Below are 19,523 nucleotides of genomic sequence, written 5' to 3' on the forward strand. Positions count from 1 at the left end.
GACGGAAACGCGAGTAACGCGTCGAAACGACTCAAATCAGGAAACGCTTCAGGGCAGAGAATCAGAGAGTTGATTCGCTGGCAAGTGCTTACGATTCCGATGGATTCACTTTCCGCAAAAACGGCAGCAAAATGTGAATTCATGAGTCCGAAAGGCAACGGCGGTCAGCTTGCCTAAAGCAACTGCCCGAGAAATTCCTGGACGGCATGGCCCGGCCGAAAATTACCGATGCGCTTGATCTCCCACTGCAGCCGGATGCCTGATCTTTCGAGCACGCGCGCACGCACCGTCTCACCGAGATATTCAAGCTCGTAGCCCGTGGCGGTTCCGGTGTTGATCATGAAGTTGCAATGCATCGGCGACATCTGCGCCCCGCCGACCATCAGGCCGCGGCAGCCGGCCTTGTCGATTTCCTTCCAGGCCGAGGTGCCCTCAGGATTCTTGAAGGTAGAGCCACCGGTCTTTTCGCGGATCGGCTGCACGGTCTCGCGATGGTTCTGGACAGCATCCATCGCGGCCTTGATCGCCGCCTTGTCCTCAGGAATGCCTTCGAGCAGCGCCGATGTGAAGATCAGCCCGGACGGCGCCGCTGAATGGCGATAGGCATAGCCCATGTCGGCGTTGCTCAGCGTATGCACATTGCCCTTGCGGTCGAGTGCCCGCACCTCGACCACGCGCTCGCGCGTCTCGACGCCATTGGCGCCGGCGTTCATCCTCAGCGCTCCGCCAATGGCGCCGGGAATGCCGTGGTAGAAATGAAAGCCACCGATGCCGGCCTCGTAGGCAACGGCCGCAAGGCGCTTGTCGGGTGTCGCGGCGCCCGCGTTGATCGTGGTCGGCGCAATCACTTCGGTCTCGCCAAAGCCTTTGGCCGAAAGCCGGATGACAAAGCCCGCAATGCCGCCGTCACGGACAAGCAGGTTCGAGCCGACGCCGACGATGGTCAGCGGAATTTCCTCCGGCACCGCCTTCAGGAACGTGGCAAGATCGTCCTCGTCGGCCGGCTGGAACAATGCGTCCGCGAGCCCGCCGGCTCGAAACCAGGTGATCTTGTCCATCTCGGCATTGGGCGTGATGCGGCCGCGCAGTCCGGCAAGCCGGTCGCCAAGCTTCTCGATCAACGCCTGGCCGCGCATCATGAGATGGTCCCGCCGAGTTCCTTGGGCAGCGCATAGGCCCATTGGGTGATGTTGCCGGCGCCGAGGAAGACGACGAAATCGCCCGGCTTCGCCACCTCGCGCACGATCGGCGCAATCGCCGCCGGACCTTCGATGTAGCGTGCGTCGCGATGGCCGCCGGAGCGGATGCGCGACACCAGTGCGTCGGACGTGACGCCGTCGATCGGTTCCTCACCGGCCGCATAGACGGGCGCCACCATTACCGTATCGGCGTCGTTGAAGCAGACGGAAAACTCGTCGAACAAATCGCGCAGCCGGGAGAAGCGATGCGGTTGGGTAACGGCGATGATGCGACCCTTGGTAGCGCTGCGCGCAGCCTTCAGTACCGCCGTGATCTCGACCGGATGATGACCGTAATCGTCGAACACATCGACACCGTTCCACGAACCGGTATGGGTGAAGCGCCGCTTGACGCCCGCGAAAGACGACAGGCCTTTCTTGATTGCCTCAGCCGAAAGGCCGAGCTCATGCGCGACGGCAATCGCCGCCGTCGCATTGGAGACATTGTGGCGCCCGGGCATGGGCAGCCGCAGGCCTGATATCGTTATCTGGCCGTGCGTCTTGCGGTCGCGGATCACCACGTCGAATTCCGAGGTCGGGCCGTCCATGCGGTGATTGGTGAAGCGCACGTCGGCCTGCGCATTTTCGCCATAGGTGATGACGCGCCGGTCCTCGATGCGGGCGACCAGCGCCTGCACCTCGGGATGGTCGGTGCACATCACACCAAAGCCGTAGAACGGCACATTCTCGACGAACTGACGAAACGCTTCGCGCACTTTGTCGAAGGAGCCGTAATGGTCGAGGTGCTCGGGGTCGATATTGGTGACGACGGCAATCTCGGCCGGCAGCTTGAGGAAGGTGCCGTCGCTCTCGTCGGCCTCGACCACCATCCATTCGCCGTCTCCCATGCGGGCATTGGTGCCATAGGCATTGATGATGCCGCCATTGATTACCGTCGGGTCGAGCCCGCCGGCTTCGAGTAGCGTCGCCACCATCGAAGTCGTCGTCGTCTTGCCATGCGTGCCGCCGATCGCGACCGCCTGCCGGAAGCGCATCAGCTCGGCCAGCATTTCGGCGCGCCGCACGATCGGCAGCAACTTCTCTCTCGCCGCCTTCAGCTCCGGGTTGGATTTCTTGATTGCGGTGGAGACGACGACCACTTCGGCCTCGCCGAGGTTTTCGGCCTGATGGCCGACGAAGCATTCGATGCCCTTGTCGCGCAGCCGCTGCACATTGGCGCTGTCAGCCTGATCGGATCCCTGCACCTTGTAGCCGAGATTGTGCAGCACCTCGGCGATGCCGCTCATGCCGATGCCGCCAATGCCGATGAAATGCACGAGGCCGATCGTCTGTGGCATCTTCATGCGTGCGTCTCCTTCCTGAATTCCGAAACGGATTTCCTGGACGCAATAGCCTCTGTCAGATCGGCGAGCAACCGCGCCGCGTCGGGTCTGCGCACCGAGCGGGCCGCCGAGGCCATGGCGGCGAGCCTGTCGCCGTCGCCCAGCAACTCCACGATCTCGCCTGCGAGCGCCGCCGCGTCGAGGCCGGGCTGGCGCCGCATCACCGCGCCCCCCGCATTGACGAGGATCTGTGCATTGTGGCCCTGATCGTCGTCGAGGGCATGCGGAAGAGGCACGAGGATGGCCGGCCGGCCGATCACCGAAAGCTCGAGCACCGTCGACGCGCCCGAGCGTGAGACGACGAGATGCGCGGCGGCCATGCGCGCCGGCAGATCGGAGAAGAACGACGCGACCTCGGCCTCGATGCCGAGAGCGCGGTAGTGCTCTCTCACCCGCGCCTCGTCCTCGCCGCGCGCCTGCTGCACGATGCTCAGCCGCGAGCGCATTGCGCTGGGCATCGCCGCCGCCGCCTCAGGCACAGTGTCGGAAAAATAGCGCGCGCCCTGGCTGCCGCCGAAGACGAGCAGCCGCAGCGGCCCGCCGGGCTCGGGCACGGCATAGGGCCTGCCGGCCACGTCGAGCACCGCCTGCCGGACCGGATTGCCCGTCTCCACGATCTTGGCCGAGAAGGGACCGGAGGCCTTGAGGAAGCCCCCCGCAATCGCCGTCACCCGCGGCGCGAGCGCCTTGTTGGCGCGGCCCATTACCGCGTTCTGCTCATGGATCAGCGTTGGCGCACCGCGTCGCGTCGCCGCGAACAGCGGCGGCAGCGTCGGATAGCCGCCGAAGCCCACCACCGCATTCGGCCTCAGCCGGGCGATCAGGGCGGACGACTGGCGGAATCCACGCCACAGGGTCCAGAAGGTCCGCGCGACAGTCAGCGGATTTCTCGACCCGAAGGTAGCGGAGGCGATAGCGTGGACGCCGTCGCCGGGGAACCTGCCGGCATAGCGCTCGGCGCGGTCGTCGGTGGCCAGATGTACCGCCCAGCCGCGCGTCTTGAGCTCATGTGCCAGTGCCTCGGCCGGGAACAGATGTCCGCCGGTTCCGCCTGCCGCCAGAAGGATGACCCCCTTCGCCATCTCACTCCGCCGGCATCGCACGCGGCGACGGCATGAAGCCCAGCTGCTTGCGCTTTTCCGGGCGCTTGCGCGTCAGCGCCAGCACCATGCCCATCGAGATGGCGATCGCGATCTGCGAAGAGCCGCCGTAGGAGATGAACGGCAGCGTCATGCCCTTGGCCGGCATCAGCTGCAGATTGACGGCCATGTTGATGACCGACTGCAGGCCGAAGACCGTGACCAGGCCGCCAACCGCGTAGCGGGTGAAATCGTCCTGCTCCCTGAGCGCCGTGTTGAGACCGCGCAGCACGATGAAGCCGAAGATGGACATGATGAAGAAACACATGATCAGCCCGAATTCCTCGCCGGCGACAGAGAAGACGAAGTCGGCGTGGCTGTCGGGGATGACCCGCTTGACGGTACCCTCGCCCGGCCCGACGCCGAACCAGCCGCCATTGATCAGCGCCTCGCGGCCCATGTCGACCTGGAACGTGTCGCCCTCGCCGGTCATGAAGCGGTCGATACGGCCGGCAACGTGCGGGAACACTGCATAGGCGGCGAACACGCCGCCGACGCCTGCAGCACCCAGCGCGACGATCCACAGCCACGGCAATCCGGCCATGAAGAACATCACCCCCCAGGTGCCGAGCACCAGCATGGTCTGCCCGAGGTCAGGCTGCGCCACCAGCAGCGAGATGACCAGTGCAAGCAGCAACATGGCGAACAAATTGCCCGGAATGTCGGGCTGGCGCTTGTGCTCGGCGAACAACCAGGCGCAGATGATGACGAAGGCCGGTTTCAGGAACTCGGACGGCTGGATCGACAGGCCGGCTAGCGACACCCAGCGCCGCGCGCCCTTCACCTCGACGCCGATATAGAGCACCGCCACCATCAGAAGCAGCATGATGCACAACATGACCAGCGCCATGCGCCGGATCTGCCTGGATTCAAGGAACGAGACGGCCAGCATTACCCCAAGCGCCGGAATGGTGAAGATAATCTGGCGTGTCGCGAAGTGGAAACTGTCTAGCCCGATGCGCTCGGCCACCGCCGGGCTTGCGGCGAAGGACAAAACGATGCCGAGCCCCATCAGCGACAGGAACGCCGCCAGGAACCAGCGATCGATCGTCCACCACCAGGTCGCCACAGGGCTTTTGTCGAGACGGCTTTGCATTATTGTGTCCCTCCGATGGGCTTGACGCCATCAATGGCGGTTGCGGCTTGCCTGAACGCCTCGCCGCGGACTTCGAAATTCTTGAACTGGTCGAAACTGGCGCAGGCCGGCGACAGCAGCACCACTGCCTCGCCGCTACTATCCCTGGCCGCATCGCGGGCGGCGTGTTCGACTGCCGCCGCCAACGTGCCTGATATCTCGTAGGGCACCGCTTCGCCCAGCGTCGCCGAAAAGGCCGGTGCGGCTTCGCCGATCAGATAGGCCTTGGCGATGCGCGGGAAGAAGCCGCGTAACGGCTCGATGCCGCCCTCTTTCGGCAGGCCGCCGGCAATCCAGTAGATACGCGCAAAGCTCGACAGCGCCGGTGCAGCGGCATCGGCATTGGTCGCCTTGGAATCGTTGACGAACAGCACATGCCCTTTGCGGCCAACCTGCTCCATGCGGTGCGCCAGCCCAGGGAAACTCTCCAGTCCGGATTGGATCTCGCCGAGCTCGAGCCCGACCTTGAGGCAGGCGGCGGCGGCGGCCAGCGCGTTCTGCGCATTGTGCTGGCCGCGCAACGAGCCGATGCCTTCGAGGAAGGCGACACGGCTGTAGCGGCCGTGCACGGCTTCCATTAAGTTGGTGCCGTCAGCGAAATAACCGTCGGTCAGCGGCAGGCGCTTGGAGATGCGGATGACCTGGCGGCCGGCCCGCTCCAGCCGATCGGCGATCTGGGCGCACCAGGAATCGTCGACACCGATGATTGCCGTCTCGCTGCCGGCCACCAGCCGCTCCTTGATCGAGGCGTAGTGTTGCATCGTGCCATGGCGGTCGAGATGGTCCGGCGTCAGGTTGAGCAGGACACCGGCCGTCGGATTGATCGAAGGGGCAAGATCGATCTGGTAGGAAGAGCACTCAACCACATAGTGCCGTTCAGGCTGCGGCGGATCGAGCGTCATCACCGCGCGGCCGATATTGCCGCCCATCTGCGTGTCGCGCCCAGCCGATTTTAGGATGTGCGCCGTCAGTGCCGTGGTCGTCGACTTGCCGTTGGTGCCGGTAATGGCAATGAAAGGTGCTGCCGGTGCCAGCAGCAGCCGCTCGCGGCAGAAAAGCTCGCTGTCGCCGATGATCTCCACGCCTGAGCCCCGCGCCAGCTCGACGGTCCAGTGCGGCTTGGGATGCGTCAGAGGCACGCCGGGCGACAGCACGAAGGCAGAAAACCTCGCCCAGTCCGCACCGCGCAGGTCCGCTGTCGTGATGCCGACCGCGCCGGCTTTGGCGACGCTGTCGGGATTGTCGTCCCAGGCCAGCACATCCGCGCCGCCCTCGATCAGCGCGCGCGCCGTGGCAATCCCCGAGCCACCGAGCCCGAAGAGCGAAACGCGCTTGCCTGAAAAGGATGCGGCGGGGATCAAGCGGCCTCCTATCTGAGCTTCAGGGTCGACAGGCCGACCAGCGCCAGGATGACGGCGATGATCCAGAAGCGGATCACCACCTGGCTTTCGGTCCAGCCGAGCTTTTCGAAATGATGGTGGATCGGCGCCATCAGGAAGACGCGCTTGCCGGTCATCTTGAAGTAGCCGACCTGGATGATGACCGAGAATATCTCGACGACGAACAGGCCGCCGACGATGACCAGCACGATCTCGTGCTTTGTCGCCACCGCGACCGTGCCGATCAGCCCACCCAGCGCCAGCGAGCCGGTGTCGCCCATGAAGATCGCCGCCGGCGGCGCATTGAACCAGAGGAAGCCAAGCCCGGCGCCGATCACCGCTCCAAGGACCACCGCAAGTTCACCGGTGCCGGGCACGAAATGGATCTGCAGATATTCGGCGAACACCGCGTTGCCGGAGAGATAGGCGATGACGCCGAAGGATGCGGCGGCGATCATGATCGGCACGATCGCCAGCCCGTCGAGACCGTCGGTCAGGTTCACCGCATTGCCGGCGCCGACGATGACGAAGCACGAGAACGGGATGAAGAACCAGCCGAGATTGACGAGAAACTCCTTGGCGAAAGGGAATGTCAACGATGACGAGAACGGCGCCTGGCCGTTATGCATGATCACCCAGGCGGCGATGCCGGCGATGACGAATTCGAGCCCCAGCCGCGCCTTGCCGGAAAAGCCGAGATGCGATTGCTTGGTTACTTTGAGATAATCGTCGTAAAAGCCGATCGAGCCGAATCCCAGCGTCACCAGAAGGACCACCCAGACGTAGATGCTCGACAGGTTCGCCCACAGCAGGGACGAACCGACGATGCCGGACAGGATCATCAGTCCGCCCATTGTCGGCGTTCCCGCCTTCTTGAAATGCGTCTGCGGCCCGTCGGCACGGATCGGCTGGCCCTTGCCTTGCCGCAGCCGCAGCGAATTGATGATGGTCGGTCCGAAGATGAACACGATCAGCGCCGCTGTGATCAGCGCTCCGCCGGTGCGGAATGTTATGTAGCGGAAGACGTTGAAGACCGAGATCTTGTCCGCAAATTCGACGAGCAGTGTTAGCATGCGCTTGCGTCCCCCGGACCGATCCTAGGTCTGTCTGCTGGTTGTGGCTTCCGCCGGAAACTTGCCGAGCAACGCCTCGACCAGCTTTGAAAAGCCTATGCCCTTCGACGATTTGATCATGACCACGTCGCCGGGCTTCAATTCCGATAGAAGAACCGGTTTCAGATCTTCCGCACCGGCGCGGTATTCCGTCTTGATCTCGCCCGGCAAAACGTCGGCCAGCGCCCGCATTTCCGGACCGCCGAGAAAGACCGTGCGCGTGTCGGTGCCGACGATCAGACCGGCAAGCGCGGCATGCAATTTCGCCGAATGGCTGCCGAGCTCGAGCATATCACCGAGCACGGCAATGCGCCTGCCCTCGCCCGACACCGGCGTCGTGTTGAGCAGTGCCATTGCAGCGCTCATCGACGCCGGATTGGCGTTGTAGCTCTCGTCGATCAGCGTGATCGGCCCGTTGGGGTGACGCAACACATAGCGCTTGCCGCGTCCGCGTTCGGGCGAAAGATCGGCCAGCGCCTGCGCAACTCTGGTGACGTCGGCGCCGACCAGATGCGCGGCACCAAGCACCGCGAGCACGTTCTGCACCATATGGCGGCCCGGCGCGCCGATCCTGGCGACAATCTCGTGCCCGCCAATCTTGGCGGTGATGACCGAGTGATCGGCATTGAGCTCGCATTTGATCAGCTTGAAGGTCGCCCGGGCATTCTCGCCGAACCCGTAGACATGCTCGACGCCGGCCTCTTTGGCCATCTTCTCCAGCAGCTTCCAGCGCGCATCGTCGCGGTTGAGAAGGGCGGCGCCACCGGGCTCCAGTCCCTCGAAAACCTCTGCCTTGGCCTTGGCGATCTCGTCCAGGTTGCGGAAGAAGCCGAGGTGAGCCGCCGCGATCAACGTGACGATGGCGACATGCGGCCGGACCATCTTGACCAGAGGCCGGATCTCGTCGGGATGGTTCATGCCGATCTCGAAGACGGCATAGTCGCAATCCTGCGGCATGCGCGCCAGCGTCAGCGGCACGCCCCAGTGATTGTTGAACGACTGGGCCGATGCATGCACCGTACCGACCGCGGAGAGAGCGTGGCGTAGCGCTTCCTTGGTGGTGGTCTTGCCCGCCGACCCGGTCACGGCAATCACCCTGGCCTTTGAGCGTGCGCGCGCGGCAACGCCGAGCTTTTCCAGAGCGACAAGCACGTCCTCCACGACGATCATCGGTGCCGTCAGCCGCCCCAGCGACGGCAGCTTGCCCTCGGCGACGACCAGCACCCCGGCGCCCGCCTTGATGGCGGCGGTGACGAAATCATGGCCGTCCATGGCCTCGCCCTTGATGGCGAAGAAAGCGTCTCCCGGCTGCAGGCTGCGGCTGTCGATGGAAATGCCGGCGATGCCTTCAGGCATCGGACCGAGCGGCCGGCCATCCATGGCGGCAACCAGCGCCTCGGAGGTCCACAGATAGCTCACGTCGCTTGCTCCCGCAGCGCCGAGCGAACTTCCTCATGATCGGAAAAATGCAGCGTCTCGGTGCCGATGGTCTGGCCTTCCTCATGGCCCTTGCCGGCCACGATCAGCGTGTCGCCAGCGTGAAGCATCCCGACCGCCTCGTGGATGGCCTTGCGCCGGTCGCCGATCTCGATGGCGCCAGGTGCGGCCGCCAGGATCGCGGCGCGGATCGTCTCGGGTACTTCCGAGCGGGGATTGTCGTCGGTGACGATGACGACGTCGGCCAGCCTTGTGGCGATCTCGCCCATGATCGGCCGCTTGCCCCGGTCGCGGTCGCCGCCGCAACCGAATACGACGATGACGCGGCCGGTGGTAAAGGGGCGCACCGAAGCCAGCACGTTTTCCAGCGCATCCGGCTTGTGCGCGTAGTCGACATAGACCGGTGCGCCGTTGGCGGCCGTCCCGACAAGGTCGAGCCGTCCCGGCGCGCCCTTCAATTTCTCCAGCGCCATCAACGCCTTGGCAACAGATGTTCCAGTCGAAATAGCGAGGCCGGCCGACACCAGCGCATTTGCAATCTGGAAGTCGCCGGCCAGCGGCAAGTCGACTTCATGGAGAACGCCGTCCGCTTCGACCTCGGCGCGCTGGCGGTGGCGCTCGTGCTCGACCCGCTTCAGCCGCAGGAAATCGCCGTGGCGGCCGACCGTCAGCACGTTCAGTCCCCCTGCCCGCGCCGCCTTGATCGTCGGCTCCGACCACGGGTCGTCGGCAAAGATGACCGCCGGCGCGCCCTTCGGCAGCAGCGCGTCGAACAGACGCAATTTGGCGCGATGATAGTCCTCGACCGTCGGATGATAGTCCATATGGTCGCGGCCGAGATTGGTGAAGCCGCCGGCCGCAAGCTTGACGCCGTCGAGCCGGCGCTGGTCGAGGCCATGGCTGGACGCTTCCATCGAGGCGTGGGTGACGCCGGCCTCCGCCAGCTCCTTGAGCAGCCTGTGCAGTGCCACCGGATCCGGCGTGGTCAGCGAGCCATATTCGTTGCGGCCTGGCGCCACCACGCCGGTCGTGCCGATCGAGGCGGCGGCGAAACCCGCCTGCTCCCATATCTGCCGGGTGAATGCGGCGACCGAGGTCTTGCCGCTGGTTCCGGTCACCGCGACCATGGTTTGCGGTTGCATGCCGAAAAAACGTGCAGCACTCAGCGCCAGCGCAAGGCGCGGATCGTCTACGGCAAGAACCGGGACTGGCAGCCCGGCGACGGCACCGCCCTTGCCGACCACGATCGCTGCAGCGCCTCGGCTCGCGGCATCGGCTGCGTAGGCTGCGCCATCCGCCTTGGAGCCGGTGAGCGCGAAAAAGACGACGCCCCGTGTTACCTGGCGGGAATCCGACGAAATCCCTGTAACCTCCATGTCGAAGGAAGCTGTCCCCTCGACAGGCAGGATACCGGCTAGATTTTTCAGCTTCATCGAACCCCGTTCATCGCAACAAAATAGCGCGCAGTTGCCGGCGCGCCCCAAGAATCACTGATAGGAAACCAGCGTTGCACCATTTTCATGGCTGAAATCTGGCTTCACGCCAAGCATGGAAGCCGCACGTCGGATGATGTTTGCAGCCATGATGCCCGCGTTCGAGGCGGCCGTAGCACCCATGCCGGGCTTTTCCGGCTTCGGTTCGTCGGCGATCGTAAGCACTATGTATTGCGGATCGTCCATCGGGAAAGCCGCAACGAAGGCGTTGAAATTCTTTTCCTTCGAGTAACGGCCGTTGACAACCTTCTCCGCCGTTCCCGTCTTGCCGCCCACCCGGTATCCTGGCACCCGTGCATTGCGGCCGGATCCCTTTTCGGCATTGAGTGCATAGAGATAGCGCATGCCCTCGACCGTCTTGTCGCTGACCACTTTCTTGGCCACCGCCATCGCCTGCTCCGGCGTGCGCGGCAGGAAGGTCGGGTCCATCAGATAGCCGCCATTCATCAGCGCGGCGCAGCCGACCGCTGTCTGCAGCGGCGTCGTCGACACACCGTGGCCGAAGGCAATGGTGATCGAATTGACCTGCTTCCAGACCTTGGGCTCGGTCGGCCGAGCGACTTCCGGCAGTTCGGTCTGCATCTTCTCGAGGATTCCCAGGCGATGCAGGAATTCGCGGTGTCCGTCGATGCCAACCGCTTCGGCTTCCTTGGCAGAGCCGATATTGGAGGAGTAGATGAACACTTCCGGCACCGACAGTACTCGGCCCTTGCCATGGAAATCATGGATGGTTTGATGGCCGATCCTGATCGGGCGCGACGCGTCGAAACGGCTTTGCAGCGTTATCTTGCCGGAATCGAGCGCCATGGCGGTGGTGAAGCTCTTGAAGGTCGACCCCATTTCATAGAGGCCGGCCGACATACGGTTGAGCCGGTCCTTGTCCTGCGCGTTATAGGGGTTGTTCGGATCGAAATCCGGAACCGACGCCATCGCCAGCACCTCGCCGGTCTTGACGTTGAGCACAACGGCGCCCGCCGCGATCGCGTGGTACTTTTCCATGCCGGTGGCGACCTCGTCGCGCACGATATGCTGGACGCGCAGGTCGATCGAGAGCTGCACCGGCTTCAAATCCTTGGCCACCGCCAGACCCGACGCCTGAAGGTCGCTCAAGCCTTGTTCGTCGATGTATTTCTCCATGCCGGAGATGCCCTGATTGTCGATGTTGGTGAGGCCGACAATGTAGGACGAGGTTTCGCCGGCCGGATAGAACCGGCGCTTTTCGGTGCGAAAGCCGAATCCGGGGATGCCGAGTTGCATGATGTCGGCCTGCTGCTTCGGCGTCAGTTGCCGCTGCAGCCAGACGAACCCGGCGCCGCTCTTCAGCTTGTTATATGTCTGCTCGTAGTCGATCTCGGGAAGCACCGTCGACAGCTTTTCGATCGCCTCGTCGGCATCGACGATGCGGCGCGGTTCGGCAAACAGCGACGCGGTCTTGATGTCGGTCGCCAGCACTTCGCCGTTACGGTCGACGATGTCGGGTCGCGATGCCGTCACCCGGCTCTGCGGCCCGCCCGACAGGTCGGGATTCTGGAAACCCAGATAGACCAGCCGCCCGGCAATGGTCGAATAGATGCCGAAGAACACCGCCATCGTCATGACGATGCGGGTCCTGCCCTTGCCACCGGTCGCCTTGCGGGCACCTTCGACCACGATCGATCCGCCCGCGCCGGGCTTCGAACCGCGCTTCAGCAGCCTGCCAATCTTTGGAAATCTGGCAGCCATTGGAAATCCGGTGATCATTGGACGATGCCTCCGGTCACCACGGGATCCTTGCCGCCGATATCGGCCATGCCGCCCAGCCGCTGCGATGAAAGGTCCTCGATGTTGACGGGTTTCGCCGGCAGATCGTCCAGCCCGACGATCTGGCGCGCATTGACCGGCTCGAGTCCGAGTTGCGATTTGTAGATTTCGGTGAGCTTCTGCAGGCGCGACGGCTGGGTAAGCAGGCTCCAGTCCGCCTTGAGCAGGTCGATCGTGTCCTCCTCATAACGGATCTGCGCCTGGATCTTGTGCACTGCCGCCAGTTGCTCCTCGGCCTCGCGCTTGGTCTTGTAGGTCAGGGCAGCCGCCGAAACCATGACGGCGATCAGGACTATGTCGCTGGTACGAAACACGTGCTCACCTCTCTCCCGGTCGATCGGCGCCGGGAAGCTTTGGGCCAGGCAGTTTTGGCAGGCCGAAGATCGAAAAATCGCCGGCACGCGCCGGCGCCTCTGTACGGATTGCAGTGCGCAGCCTTGCCGAGCGCGCCCGCGGATTTGCCGATATCTCGGCATCGCCAGGCGTCACGCCGCCGCCCTTCTTGGTGAAGGTGGCGGTGCGCGCCTGCGCCTCGGGCAGGTGCCGCGATCCGGTCGCTGAATCGGCTCTGTCGGCGATGAAGCGCTTGACGATGCGGTCCTCGAGGGAATGGAAGGTCACCACGACAAGCCGCCCGCCCGGTTTCAGCACGCGCTCGGCGGCAAACAGTGCCTTGGCCAGTTCGCCGAGTTCGTCATTGACGAAGATGCGCAGCGCCTGGAAAACGCGGGTGGCCGGATGGATCTTGTCTTTCGGCGCGCGACCGATATGCGTCTCGATGGCATCGGCAAGGTCGAGCGTGCGCTCGAAGGGGCGTTTTTCGCGACGGCTCTCGATCATGCGGGCGATGCGCCCGGCATGGCGTTCCTCGCCGAGAAAACCGAAGATGCGGGCAAGATCGCCCACCTTGAAGGTGTTGACGACGTCGGCGGCGCTCAGGCCCGCCTGCGCCATGCGCATGTCGAGCGGTCCATCGGCCCGGAATGAAAAGCCGCGCTCCGGCTGGTCGATCTGCATGGAGGAGATGCCGATGTCGAGCACGACGCCATCGGCACTTTCAACCTGCTCGTCGAGCGTCGAGAACGGTGCCTGGACAAGCCTGAGCTTGCCGCCGGACTGCTGTTCAAGGGCCCGCCCCGCCGCGATCGCATCCGGATCGCGGTCGATGGCGACGACCGAGGCTCCGCTTGCCAGAATGGCCTTCGTGTAGCCGCCGGCACCGAACGTGCCGTCGACGATCATCTCGCCTTTTGTCGGGGCCAACGCCTCCAGAACTTCGGCAAGGAGGACCGAAATGTGGCGGGCTGGTCCGCCAGCGGCATGAACTTCATCGCCGTCGCCCGCCATCATTCCGGCCGCTCCCCGGGCTTCGTCCCCTGCCGAAGCTGCAAAAGCCGGGCGCGTGCTTCCGTCCCATAGGCGCTGAGCCGTCCCGGCTCCCAGATCTGAAAGAAATTGCCGCGGCCAACGAAGGCCACTTCCGCTGAAATGCCGGTATGCTCGCGAATGAAATCGCTCATCGTGATACGGCCGTCCTGGTCGAGCTTCAGAAACGTTCCATCGCCATGGCAGAAGAACGACATGTCGTCCGCCGTCTGCAGGAACGGGTCTTCCTGGGCGATACGCTGCTCGTAGCGATCGAGCAGGTCGAGCCCACCGACATCCATCGCCGGGCGATCCAGGCAGCGTAGCGCATAAAGTTCCGAATAGCCGCGTTTCTGCACAACGGCACGGAAATGCGCCGGCACGGATACCCGTCCCTTCGCATCGATCCTGTTCACCGCGTTCGACAGAAACCGGTCCATTACGCGTTACGGCCGCTTGCGCCGCCGCACCCCTCTGCATCTTCCTGTCCGCGCCGCCCCGGCCCGGTCGACGTCCAAAACCCGCTTCGTTGTGACGGGCGAACGCAGGCAAACGCGCAGCCGCCGCGGCTGCCCGATTGGCGTACGCTTCACCCTGACACGGAACGAAGGCTTGAGTATCGGAATGGGATATCATGGGGTGTTATGGGCGTCAACGGGAACAGTCTTCAAAACGCGCCTGCCACGACTGGGGAGAGCAGCTTTGACGGCACTCCCGTCTTTATCCTCTATTAAGCCTAACGAAGCGTTTAGAGCCGTGTGGCCCAACCGGAGCCGACTTGCTGCGGATCGCTGCCGCGCATAGCCTCGGCATCTCCTTTTCCGGTCAGTAACGAGGTTTGAAATCATGTCCGAAACAGCCAAGTCACGCGCCGCGGCACTTCCCCATCTGCGCCGCGGCGGGCTGGCCAAGGGCGACCCGATCCCCTTGCCCCTGACCATGGCCGCCATCTTTCATGCGCCCGGCGACGCCACCGGCTTCGATCAATATGGCCGCTTCAGCAATCCGACCTGGGATGCGGTCGAGCACATGCTGGCGCATCTGGAAGACGCCCCATGCGTCGCCTTTCCCTCGGGGATGGCTGCCATCTCGGCGGTATTTTTCGGCCTGCTCAAAGCCGGCGACCGTATCCTGCTGCCGTCCGACGGCTATCACACGACGAGAGCGCTGGCAGAGCGCTTCCTGAAGTCCTTCGGCGTCGCTTATGATGTCCGGCCAACATCGAGCTTCCTCGACGGCGGCTTCGATAGGTATCGGCTTGCGTTCGTCGAAACGCCCGCCAACCCAGGACTGGACATATGCGACATCGCAGCCGTCGCCGAGGCCGTGCATAGAGCGGGTGCGGTGCTTGTGGTCGACAACACGACGATGACGCCTTTCGGCCAGCGCCCGCTCGATCTCGGCGCAGATATCGTCATTGCCGCCGACACCAAGGCACCAAACGGCCATTCCGATGTGCTGTTCGGCCATGTCGCCAGCCGCGACGCGGACATTATCTCGAGGGTGACCGACTGGCGCGAGACGTCGGGCGCCATCCCCGGGCCGTTCGAGGCATGGCTGGTGCATCGCGGCCTCGAAACGCTGGACGTGCGCTTCGACCGCATGTGCGCTTCCGCCGAAATGATAGCGCGACGGCTGAAAAACCATCGCGCGATCAGCGGCTTGCGCTTTCCGGGACTGGAGAGCGATCCATCGCACAATCTTGCCTGCGCCCAGATGGAGCGCTTCGGATTTCTCATCTCGTTCGTGCTCGCCTCGGAGGACAAGGCCGAGGATTTCATCAACAACTGCGCCTTGATGCAGGCAGCGACGTCGTTCGGCGGCGTACACACCTCGGCCGAACGGCGATCAAAAAGGGGAGATGCCGTTCCGCCCGGCTTCGTTCGCCTGTCGGTCGGCTGCGAGCCGGTGGAAGAGCTTTGGCAGGCGATTGAGGCGTCGCTGGACGCAATCGGTGGCTGAATCGGCAATCACGAACTTAGATCGTCGGCCGCGATCTTGCGCCGGCCGTGCAGCACGCGGACGATTTCGATCGCCTCTTCACTGACGCGGTACAGGGTGAGGTATTCGCCGACGATCAGGTGACGGATGCCGGGCGCGATGTCTTCGCGCGGTGCACCTGAGAAGGGATAAGTGGCCACTTGCTGCCAGCGGGTTTCGATCCGATCGAGCAATCGATCGGCTGCAGCCTCGCTGTCTTGCGCAACATGAAGCCAGATCGCGATCAAATCCTCTTCCGCATTTGCGGTTCGGATGATGGGCAGCAAATTCATGCCGCGCTGTCGGGTTTCAATCGTCTGCGCGCTTCGGCCTTTATTTCGTCGATCGACGCAAACCGTCCCGGTCCGCTGTCGATCCCCTCCTGCACCAGCTTGCGCAATTCCTCGACCGTGTAGCCGAGCAGGTCGCGCCGATCCTTCCATTGTCGCAACGCATCGCGGATCACCTCGCTCGCCGAGGCATATTCGCCGGCGGCGACCACGTCGTCGACCGCCGCCGCCAATTCCGGCGACAGCGTGATGCTGCGTTTATCGACTCCCATGACGCGTTCCTCAGTACCGCCATCCAAATGGTACGATTAAATCGCACCATTTTCAAGAAATGCCGCGCTCGATTGCGGGGCGAAAATTGAATCAACGGCTGCGCCCGAAGACGCAACCTGCTGATATCAGGAGATTTCCTTTTATCGGGGAAAACTGCCAGCTGGCCTGTAAGCCGGGTTCTGTATGGCCCTCGCCCCTTACGCGGCGAGAACGTGGCGGCCATTCATCTTGGGCGCATGTTGCCATACGCCTCACGCAACCTACCCGGACGGTGAGCCGGAAACAGCCCTCGAGGGTTTCCCCTCGCACCGCCCCTATTCGGTCTTGCTCCCGGTGGGGTTTACCGTGCCGCTCCTGTTGCCAGTCGCGCGGTGGGCTCTTACCCCACCCTTTCACCCTTGCCACGATTGCATCGTGGCGGTTTGCTTTCTGTGGCACTTTCCCTGGGGTCGCCCCCGCCGGCCATTAACCGGCACCGTGTCTCCATGGAGCCCGGACTTTCCTCACCCGCAGCCTTTCGGCTTCGCGGGTGCGGCCGCCCGGCCAGCTGGCAAGGCGTATAAAGGGGTTCAGGCCCGAAAACGCAAACGAAAAAGCAAGTTATCGCTTGTCAGGCGGGCGCTCCGAGCGCGGCCAGCTGCACCTTGACCTTGCCGCAATAGGCGGCGGACACCGGGTTCATCCGTGTGGCGGCATGGCCGGCATTGTATTTCAGGATCGTGCCGCAGGTCGTGCCGCCGCCGAGATCCCGCGCCATGGCAAGGTACTTCATGCCGTATTTGATGTTGGTATCGGGATCGTAGAGACCCTGAACCGAACCGCTATAGCCCATCATCCTTGCCGTCGCCGGCTTGATCTGCATCAGGCCGATCTCGCCGGCGCTGCCGACCTGGTTCGGTTGGTAGTTGCTTTCGATCTTGATGACGGCGTTGGCGAGCGACACCGGGACGCCATAGCTGGCGGCATAACGCGCAATGATCGCCGAATACTGTCCGCTGCCGCCGACAACCACCGCCTGAGGCGCTGGCCTGCTCTTCGGAGCGACTGACGCCGTTGCCATGCGGTCGATGCGTTTGCGGTTACGCTTCACATGCTGTTTGGCGATTGTCTTTCTCGCAGCGGTTGGCCTTTTCGCGGAGACTGGCTTTTTCGTCCTTACCGCGGCCGCTTTTTCCACTTTTGCGGTGGCGGTCTTCTCTACTTTTGCACCACCCTTCGGCATGGCGGTTTTGCCGGCTGCGGCACTGAAGCCCTGATCGGCCCGCTGGCTCAGCGGTGCGCTGTTCGCCGCACTGAAGGCAAAAGTCATTACGCCGGCAGCAATGGCTGCCGTTAAAACGGTCAATTTCTGCATGTGATCCTGTTCTGTTTGATCTGCACAAAGAACTTCGCGCAGATACCCTCAATCAACATCGGAACATCTTGGGGGATAGACGTCCGACAATCTGTACGGATCGCCTTTGACGACGGAATTGGCGCCAAAGAAGGCGACGCAAGTCACTTTGAGTAACAGATTGTAACTTTTAAGCTGGCAAAAGATTATTTGAGAGAGGCTATCCTTACGGAAGCGAGCAGCCTTTCCAGCGTGCGGATCGTCGATCCGTCAGCCATGCCATCGACCAGGCGCAGCCGGAAATGCCGCTGAAATGCCTCGACCACGATTTCGGTCTGCCGGTCGAAAGTGCCGGTGATCTCGACGCCATAACCATAGAGCGCCAGCATCGACTGCAGCGCCTCTACCTCGGCGCCGGTATCGCCTGGCTTCAGCACGGCGCCGCGCCGGATCGGTGCTGCCGGCACAACATGGCCGATACCGGCAGCAAACAAGGCCTTCCATGGAAATTTCTCGCCTGGATCGACCTTTCGCCCCGGTGCCACGTCGGAATGGGCAAGCACCCGCTGCGCCGGAATGGAATGGCGCTCGATGATCCCAGCGCACAGGCCGATCACCGCGTCGATCTGCGGTTTTGGAAAGTTGCGATAGCCGAGCGTATGCCCCGGATTGACGATCTCGATGCCGATCGAACAGGAGTTGATGTCGCTCTGTCCGAACCACGAGCTCTTGCCGGCATGCCAGGCGCGGTCGCTTTCCCTTACCATCTGAACAATTCGGCCGTCCTCATGGACCAGGTAGTGCGACGAGACCTCGCTTGCCGGATCGCACAACCATGCCTCGGCACCGGCGCCGGTAGCCATGCCGGTGTAGTGCAGCACGATCATATCGGGTCCGAGCGTCCCGCGCCGTGGTCCGAAATTCGGCGATACCCCGACCTCGGCGCTCGGCTCATCGGGCGGAAAGCCGCTCATGCGTGCCGCAGGCCTCGCTCGATCATTTCATAGGCCGCGTTGATCGCCGCCAGCCTGGTCGTCGCGATCTTGATGAATTCCTGCGGCAGGCCGCGTGCGATCAGCCGGTCCGGATGATTGTCGGAGACCAGCTTGCGGTAACGCCTGCGGACCTCCTCGAACGGCTTCCCACGCTCGATGCCGAGCACAACATAGGGATCGGCGGCACCCAGATCGACATGCCGGGCCAGGATGCTCTGGTAATGCGCCTCATTGATGCGGAATATCTCGGCGATGCGATGCAGGAATTGGCCCTCGCGCTCATGCACCAGCCCGTCGGCCTTGGCGATGTGGAACAGCCCGTCGAGTATGTCCTCGAGCATCAGGCAGTTCGAATGGCCCGAACCGCAAAGCTGCGCCATCCGCTCGGCATAGGTCTCGAAACCGGCAATGTCGCGTTTGGCCAAATCGTAGAGCCGCGCCACATTGCGCCTCTGTTCCTTCGGCACCTCGAATATTTCCTGGAAGGCGCGCACCTCGTCTTGCGTGACGATGCCGTCTGCCTTGGCCATCTTGGCCGACAGGGCGATCATCGCCACCGAGAAGGCGACGCGCCGGCGCAGATCGGCATCGCCGGAGAAAACCGTGCGCACGGCCTCGACCACTTCGGCGACGCCTGACGACGCTGAAGATGAAACGCGTGTGACGAAGTCGCCAAGGCGGTCCCAAATCGACATGGGGGCTTCATAGGGCCAACCACCCATCGCTATCAAGCCAAGACAGTGCCGCAGGGGCTGGCCCAATCGATTTGGCGCAATGCCTGAGGCGGCTGGCGCCAGCGCTCACGTCGTCGCACTCGGCCGCCAGGCGCTGGTATCGTAAGCAGCAGAAAGGCCGGCCTGTGAGGCCAGCCTTTCCTTGGTTGCCACATTGACTACTGAGCCGGAGCAGCCGGCGCAGGCGCCGGAGCCGGAGCCGGCTCGGCAGGCTTGTTGGCGTCAGGAGCAGCCGGCTTCATCGTCTGGTCGGATGCCGGCGGGTTGGTGCTCTGCGTCGTGGTGTTGTCGGTGCCGCTGTTGCTGCAGGCGGCAAGGCCAAGCAACGCAAGCGCCGACACCGACGCAAGAATGAGTTTCTTCATGATATCTCTCCTCTAATCACGCCTCCGTTACCGGCGGCGGTCGAGGACACAATGCGTAAGCTGCGCATGAGTTTCGTAACGTTGCATTTCTGCCTGTAACATATTCCAATCA

The 19,523-nt window shown here is 63.4% G+C and carries 19 protein-coding genes and 1 other RNA gene; 1 reads left to right on the forward strand and 19 read right to left on the reverse strand.

Translation table 11 applies throughout. The annotated features are described in order from the left end of the window. Positions 1–173 precede the first annotated feature (173 nt). Genes murB through mraZ form a run of 12 tightly spaced genes read right to left on the reverse strand, consistent with a single transcriptional unit; the run spans position 174 to position 13,881 of the window. Positions 174–1,139: a UDP-N-acetylmuramate dehydrogenase gene (gene murB, locus NKI17_RS18085; RefSeq protein ID WP_352906457.1), complete on the reverse strand. Its 966-nt coding sequence runs from the start codon at positions 1,137–1,139 to the stop codon at positions 174–176. Further along, the gene (murC, locus tag NKI17_RS18090) at positions 1,136–2,542 is read right to left on the reverse strand and encodes a UDP-N-acetylmuramate--L-alanine ligase (protein ID WP_352906459.1); all 1,407 of its coding nucleotides are present in this window, start codon (positions 2,540–2,542) and stop codon (positions 1,136–1,138) included. Before murC ends, murB begins: the two co-directional genes overlap by 4 nt. Continuing rightward, positions 2,539–3,663, reverse strand: a complete 1,125-nt coding sequence (murG, locus tag NKI17_RS18095) for an undecaprenyldiphospho-muramoylpentapeptide beta-N-acetylglucosaminyltransferase (RefSeq protein WP_352906460.1) — start codon at positions 3,661–3,663, stop codon at positions 2,539–2,541. Before murG ends, murC begins: the two co-directional genes overlap by 4 nt. 1 nt (position 3,664) lies before the next feature. Continuing rightward, positions 3,665–4,816, reverse strand: coding sequence for a putative lipid II flippase FtsW (ftsW, locus tag NKI17_RS18100; protein ID WP_352906461.1), 1,152 nt, complete (start codon positions 4,814–4,816; stop codon positions 3,665–3,667). Continuing rightward, positions 4,816–6,216 carry a UDP-N-acetylmuramoyl-L-alanine--D-glutamate ligase gene (gene murD / locus NKI17_RS18105; protein ID WP_352906463.1) on the reverse strand — a complete coding sequence of 467 codons (1,401 nt, stop codon included), beginning with the start codon at positions 6,214–6,216 and terminating at the stop codon, positions 4,816–4,818. Before murD ends, ftsW begins: the two co-directional genes overlap by 1 nt. A gap of 8 nt (positions 6,217–6,224) precedes the next feature. Continuing rightward, positions 6,225–7,307: a phospho-N-acetylmuramoyl-pentapeptide-transferase gene (gene mraY / locus NKI17_RS18110; protein ID WP_023676767.1), complete on the reverse strand. Its 1,083-nt coding sequence runs from the start codon at positions 7,305–7,307 to the stop codon at positions 6,225–6,227. 24 nt (positions 7,308–7,331) lie between these two features. Further along, on the reverse strand, positions 7,332–8,765 hold the full coding sequence (locus NKI17_RS18115) for a UDP-N-acetylmuramoylalanyl-D-glutamyl-2,6-diaminopimelate--D-alanyl-D-alanine ligase (RefSeq protein ID WP_352570482.1): 1,434 nt from the start codon (positions 8,763–8,765) through the stop codon (positions 7,332–7,334). After that, entirely contained in the window at positions 8,762–10,216 is a 1,455-nt protein-coding gene (locus tag NKI17_RS18120) for a UDP-N-acetylmuramoyl-L-alanyl-D-glutamate--2,6-diaminopimelate ligase (RefSeq protein ID WP_352680268.1), read from the reverse strand. The genes NKI17_RS18115 and NKI17_RS18120 overlap by 4 nt, the downstream gene beginning before the upstream one ends. Before the next feature lie 54 nt (positions 10,217–10,270). Further along, complete coding sequence (locus NKI17_RS18125) at positions 10,271–11,998, reverse strand: peptidoglycan D,D-transpeptidase FtsI family protein (protein WP_352906464.1); 1,728 nt, start codon at positions 11,996–11,998, stop codon at positions 10,271–10,273. Between the two features lie 14 nt (positions 11,999–12,012). Continuing rightward, positions 12,013–12,390: a cell division protein FtsL gene (gene ftsL, locus NKI17_RS18130; RefSeq protein ID WP_023676771.1), complete on the reverse strand. Its 378-nt coding sequence runs from the start codon at positions 12,388–12,390 to the stop codon at positions 12,013–12,015. Between the two features lie 4 nt (positions 12,391–12,394). Further along, positions 12,395–13,426, reverse strand: a complete 1,032-nt coding sequence (rsmH, locus tag NKI17_RS18135) for a 16S rRNA (cytosine(1402)-N(4))-methyltransferase RsmH (protein WP_352906466.1) — start codon at positions 13,424–13,426, stop codon at positions 12,395–12,397. Beyond that, positions 13,423–13,881, reverse strand: a complete 459-nt coding sequence (gene mraZ, locus NKI17_RS18140) for a division/cell wall cluster transcriptional repressor MraZ (RefSeq protein WP_254818997.1) — start codon at positions 13,879–13,881, stop codon at positions 13,423–13,425. The genes rsmH and mraZ overlap by 4 nt, the downstream gene beginning before the upstream one ends. A 406-nt stretch (positions 13,882–14,287) precedes the next feature. Between mraZ and NKI17_RS18145 the strand changes: the two genes are divergently transcribed. Beyond that, on the forward strand, positions 14,288–15,403 hold the full coding sequence (locus tag NKI17_RS18145; protein WP_352906468.1) for a cystathionine gamma-lyase: 1,116 nt from the start codon (positions 14,288–14,290) through the stop codon (positions 15,401–15,403). A gap of 8 nt (positions 15,404–15,411) precedes the next feature. On the opposite strand, the gene NKI17_RS18150 is transcribed toward NKI17_RS18145, so the two are convergent. The 7 genes from NKI17_RS18150 to NKI17_RS18180 form a co-directional block, all read right to left on the reverse strand. Continuing rightward, complete coding sequence (locus tag NKI17_RS18150; RefSeq protein WP_352906470.1) at positions 15,412–15,714, reverse strand: type II toxin-antitoxin system RelE/ParE family toxin; 303 nt, start codon at positions 15,712–15,714, stop codon at positions 15,412–15,414. Continuing rightward, positions 15,711–15,983, reverse strand: a complete 273-nt coding sequence (locus NKI17_RS18155; RefSeq protein ID WP_352589442.1) for a type II toxin-antitoxin system ParD family antitoxin — start codon at positions 15,981–15,983, stop codon at positions 15,711–15,713. Before NKI17_RS18155 ends, NKI17_RS18150 begins: the two co-directional genes overlap by 4 nt. Before the next feature lie 153 nt (positions 15,984–16,136). Continuing rightward, an RNA gene (gene rnpB, locus NKI17_RS18160) (RNase P RNA component class A) lies at positions 16,137–16,535 on the reverse strand. Between the two features lie 59 nt (positions 16,536–16,594). Continuing rightward, the gene (locus NKI17_RS18165; RefSeq protein WP_352570489.1) at positions 16,595–17,338 is read right to left on the reverse strand and encodes a lytic transglycosylase domain-containing protein; all 744 of its coding nucleotides are present in this window, start codon (positions 17,336–17,338) and stop codon (positions 16,595–16,597) included. A 185-nt stretch (positions 17,339–17,523) separates the two neighbouring features. Beyond that, entirely contained in the window at positions 17,524–18,291 is a 768-nt protein-coding gene (locus tag NKI17_RS18170) for an N-acetylmuramoyl-L-alanine amidase (RefSeq protein ID WP_352906472.1), read from the reverse strand. Continuing rightward, on the reverse strand, positions 18,288–19,007 hold the full coding sequence (locus NKI17_RS18175; RefSeq protein ID WP_352456180.1) for a TerB family tellurite resistance protein: 720 nt from the start codon (positions 19,005–19,007) through the stop codon (positions 18,288–18,290). The genes NKI17_RS18170 and NKI17_RS18175 overlap by 4 nt, the downstream gene beginning before the upstream one ends. A gap of 197 nt (positions 19,008–19,204) precedes the next feature. Further along, positions 19,205–19,411: a hypothetical protein gene (locus NKI17_RS18180; RefSeq protein WP_023676780.1), complete on the reverse strand. Its 207-nt coding sequence runs from the start codon at positions 19,409–19,411 to the stop codon at positions 19,205–19,207. Positions 19,412–19,523 lie beyond the last annotated feature (112 nt).

It is taken from the genome of Mesorhizobium sp. M0816 (assembly GCF_040320005.1).
Taxonomy (GTDB): Bacteria; Pseudomonadota; Alphaproteobacteria; order Rhizobiales; family Rhizobiaceae; genus Mesorhizobium.

Excerpts from the sequence above, each read along its gene's own strand:
- NKI17_RS18155 (WP_352589442.1), bottom strand. The coding sequence starts at position 15,983 with ATGGGAGTCGATAAACGCAGCATCACGCTGTCGCCGGAATTGGCGGCG.
- NKI17_RS18170 (WP_352906472.1), bottom strand. The coding sequence starts at position 18,291 with ATGAGCGGCTTTCCGCCCGATGAGCCGAGCGCCGAGGTCGGGGTATCG.
- NKI17_RS18165 (WP_352570489.1), bottom strand. The coding sequence starts at position 17,338 with ATGCAGAAATTGACCGTTTTAACGGCAGCCATTGCTGCCGGCGTAATG.
- NKI17_RS18145 (WP_352906468.1), top strand. The coding sequence starts at position 14,288 with ATGTCCGAAACAGCCAAGTCACGCGCCGCGGCACTTCCCCATCTGCGC.
- NKI17_RS18180 (WP_023676780.1), bottom strand. The coding sequence starts at position 19,411 with ATGAAGAAACTCATTCTTGCGTCGGTGTCGGCGCTTGCGTTGCTTGGC.
- ftsW (WP_352906461.1), bottom strand. The coding sequence starts at position 4,816 with ATGCAAAGCCGTCTCGACAAAAGCCCTGTGGCGACCTGGTGGTGGACG.
- murB (WP_352906457.1), bottom strand. The coding sequence starts at position 1,139 with ATGATGCGCGGCCAGGCGTTGATCGAGAAGCTTGGCGACCGGCTTGCC.
- NKI17_RS18150 (WP_352906470.1), bottom strand. The coding sequence starts at position 15,714 with ATGAATTTGCTGCCCATCATCCGAACCGCAAATGCGGAAGAGGATTTG.
- mraY (WP_023676767.1), bottom strand. The coding sequence starts at position 7,307 with ATGCTAACACTGCTCGTCGAATTTGCGGACAAGATCTCGGTCTTCAAC.
- rsmH (WP_352906466.1), bottom strand. The coding sequence starts at position 13,426 with ATGATGGCGGGCGACGGCGATGAAGTTCATGCCGCTGGCGGACCAGCC.
- NKI17_RS18175 (WP_352456180.1), bottom strand. The coding sequence starts at position 19,007 with ATGTCGATTTGGGACCGCCTTGGCGACTTCGTCACACGCGTTTCATCT.
- NKI17_RS18125 (WP_352906464.1), bottom strand. The coding sequence starts at position 11,998 with ATGGCTGCCAGATTTCCAAAGATTGGCAGGCTGCTGAAGCGCGGTTCG.
- murC (WP_352906459.1), bottom strand. The coding sequence starts at position 2,542 with ATGAAGATGCCACAGACGATCGGCCTCGTGCATTTCATCGGCATTGGC.
- NKI17_RS18120 (WP_352680268.1), bottom strand. The coding sequence starts at position 10,216 with ATGAAGCTGAAAAATCTAGCCGGTATCCTGCCTGTCGAGGGGACAGCT.
- mraZ (WP_254818997.1), bottom strand. The coding sequence starts at position 13,881 with ATGGACCGGTTTCTGTCGAACGCGGTGAACAGGATCGATGCGAAGGGA.
- murG (WP_352906460.1), bottom strand. The coding sequence starts at position 3,663 with ATGGCGAAGGGGGTCATCCTTCTGGCGGCAGGCGGAACCGGCGGACAT.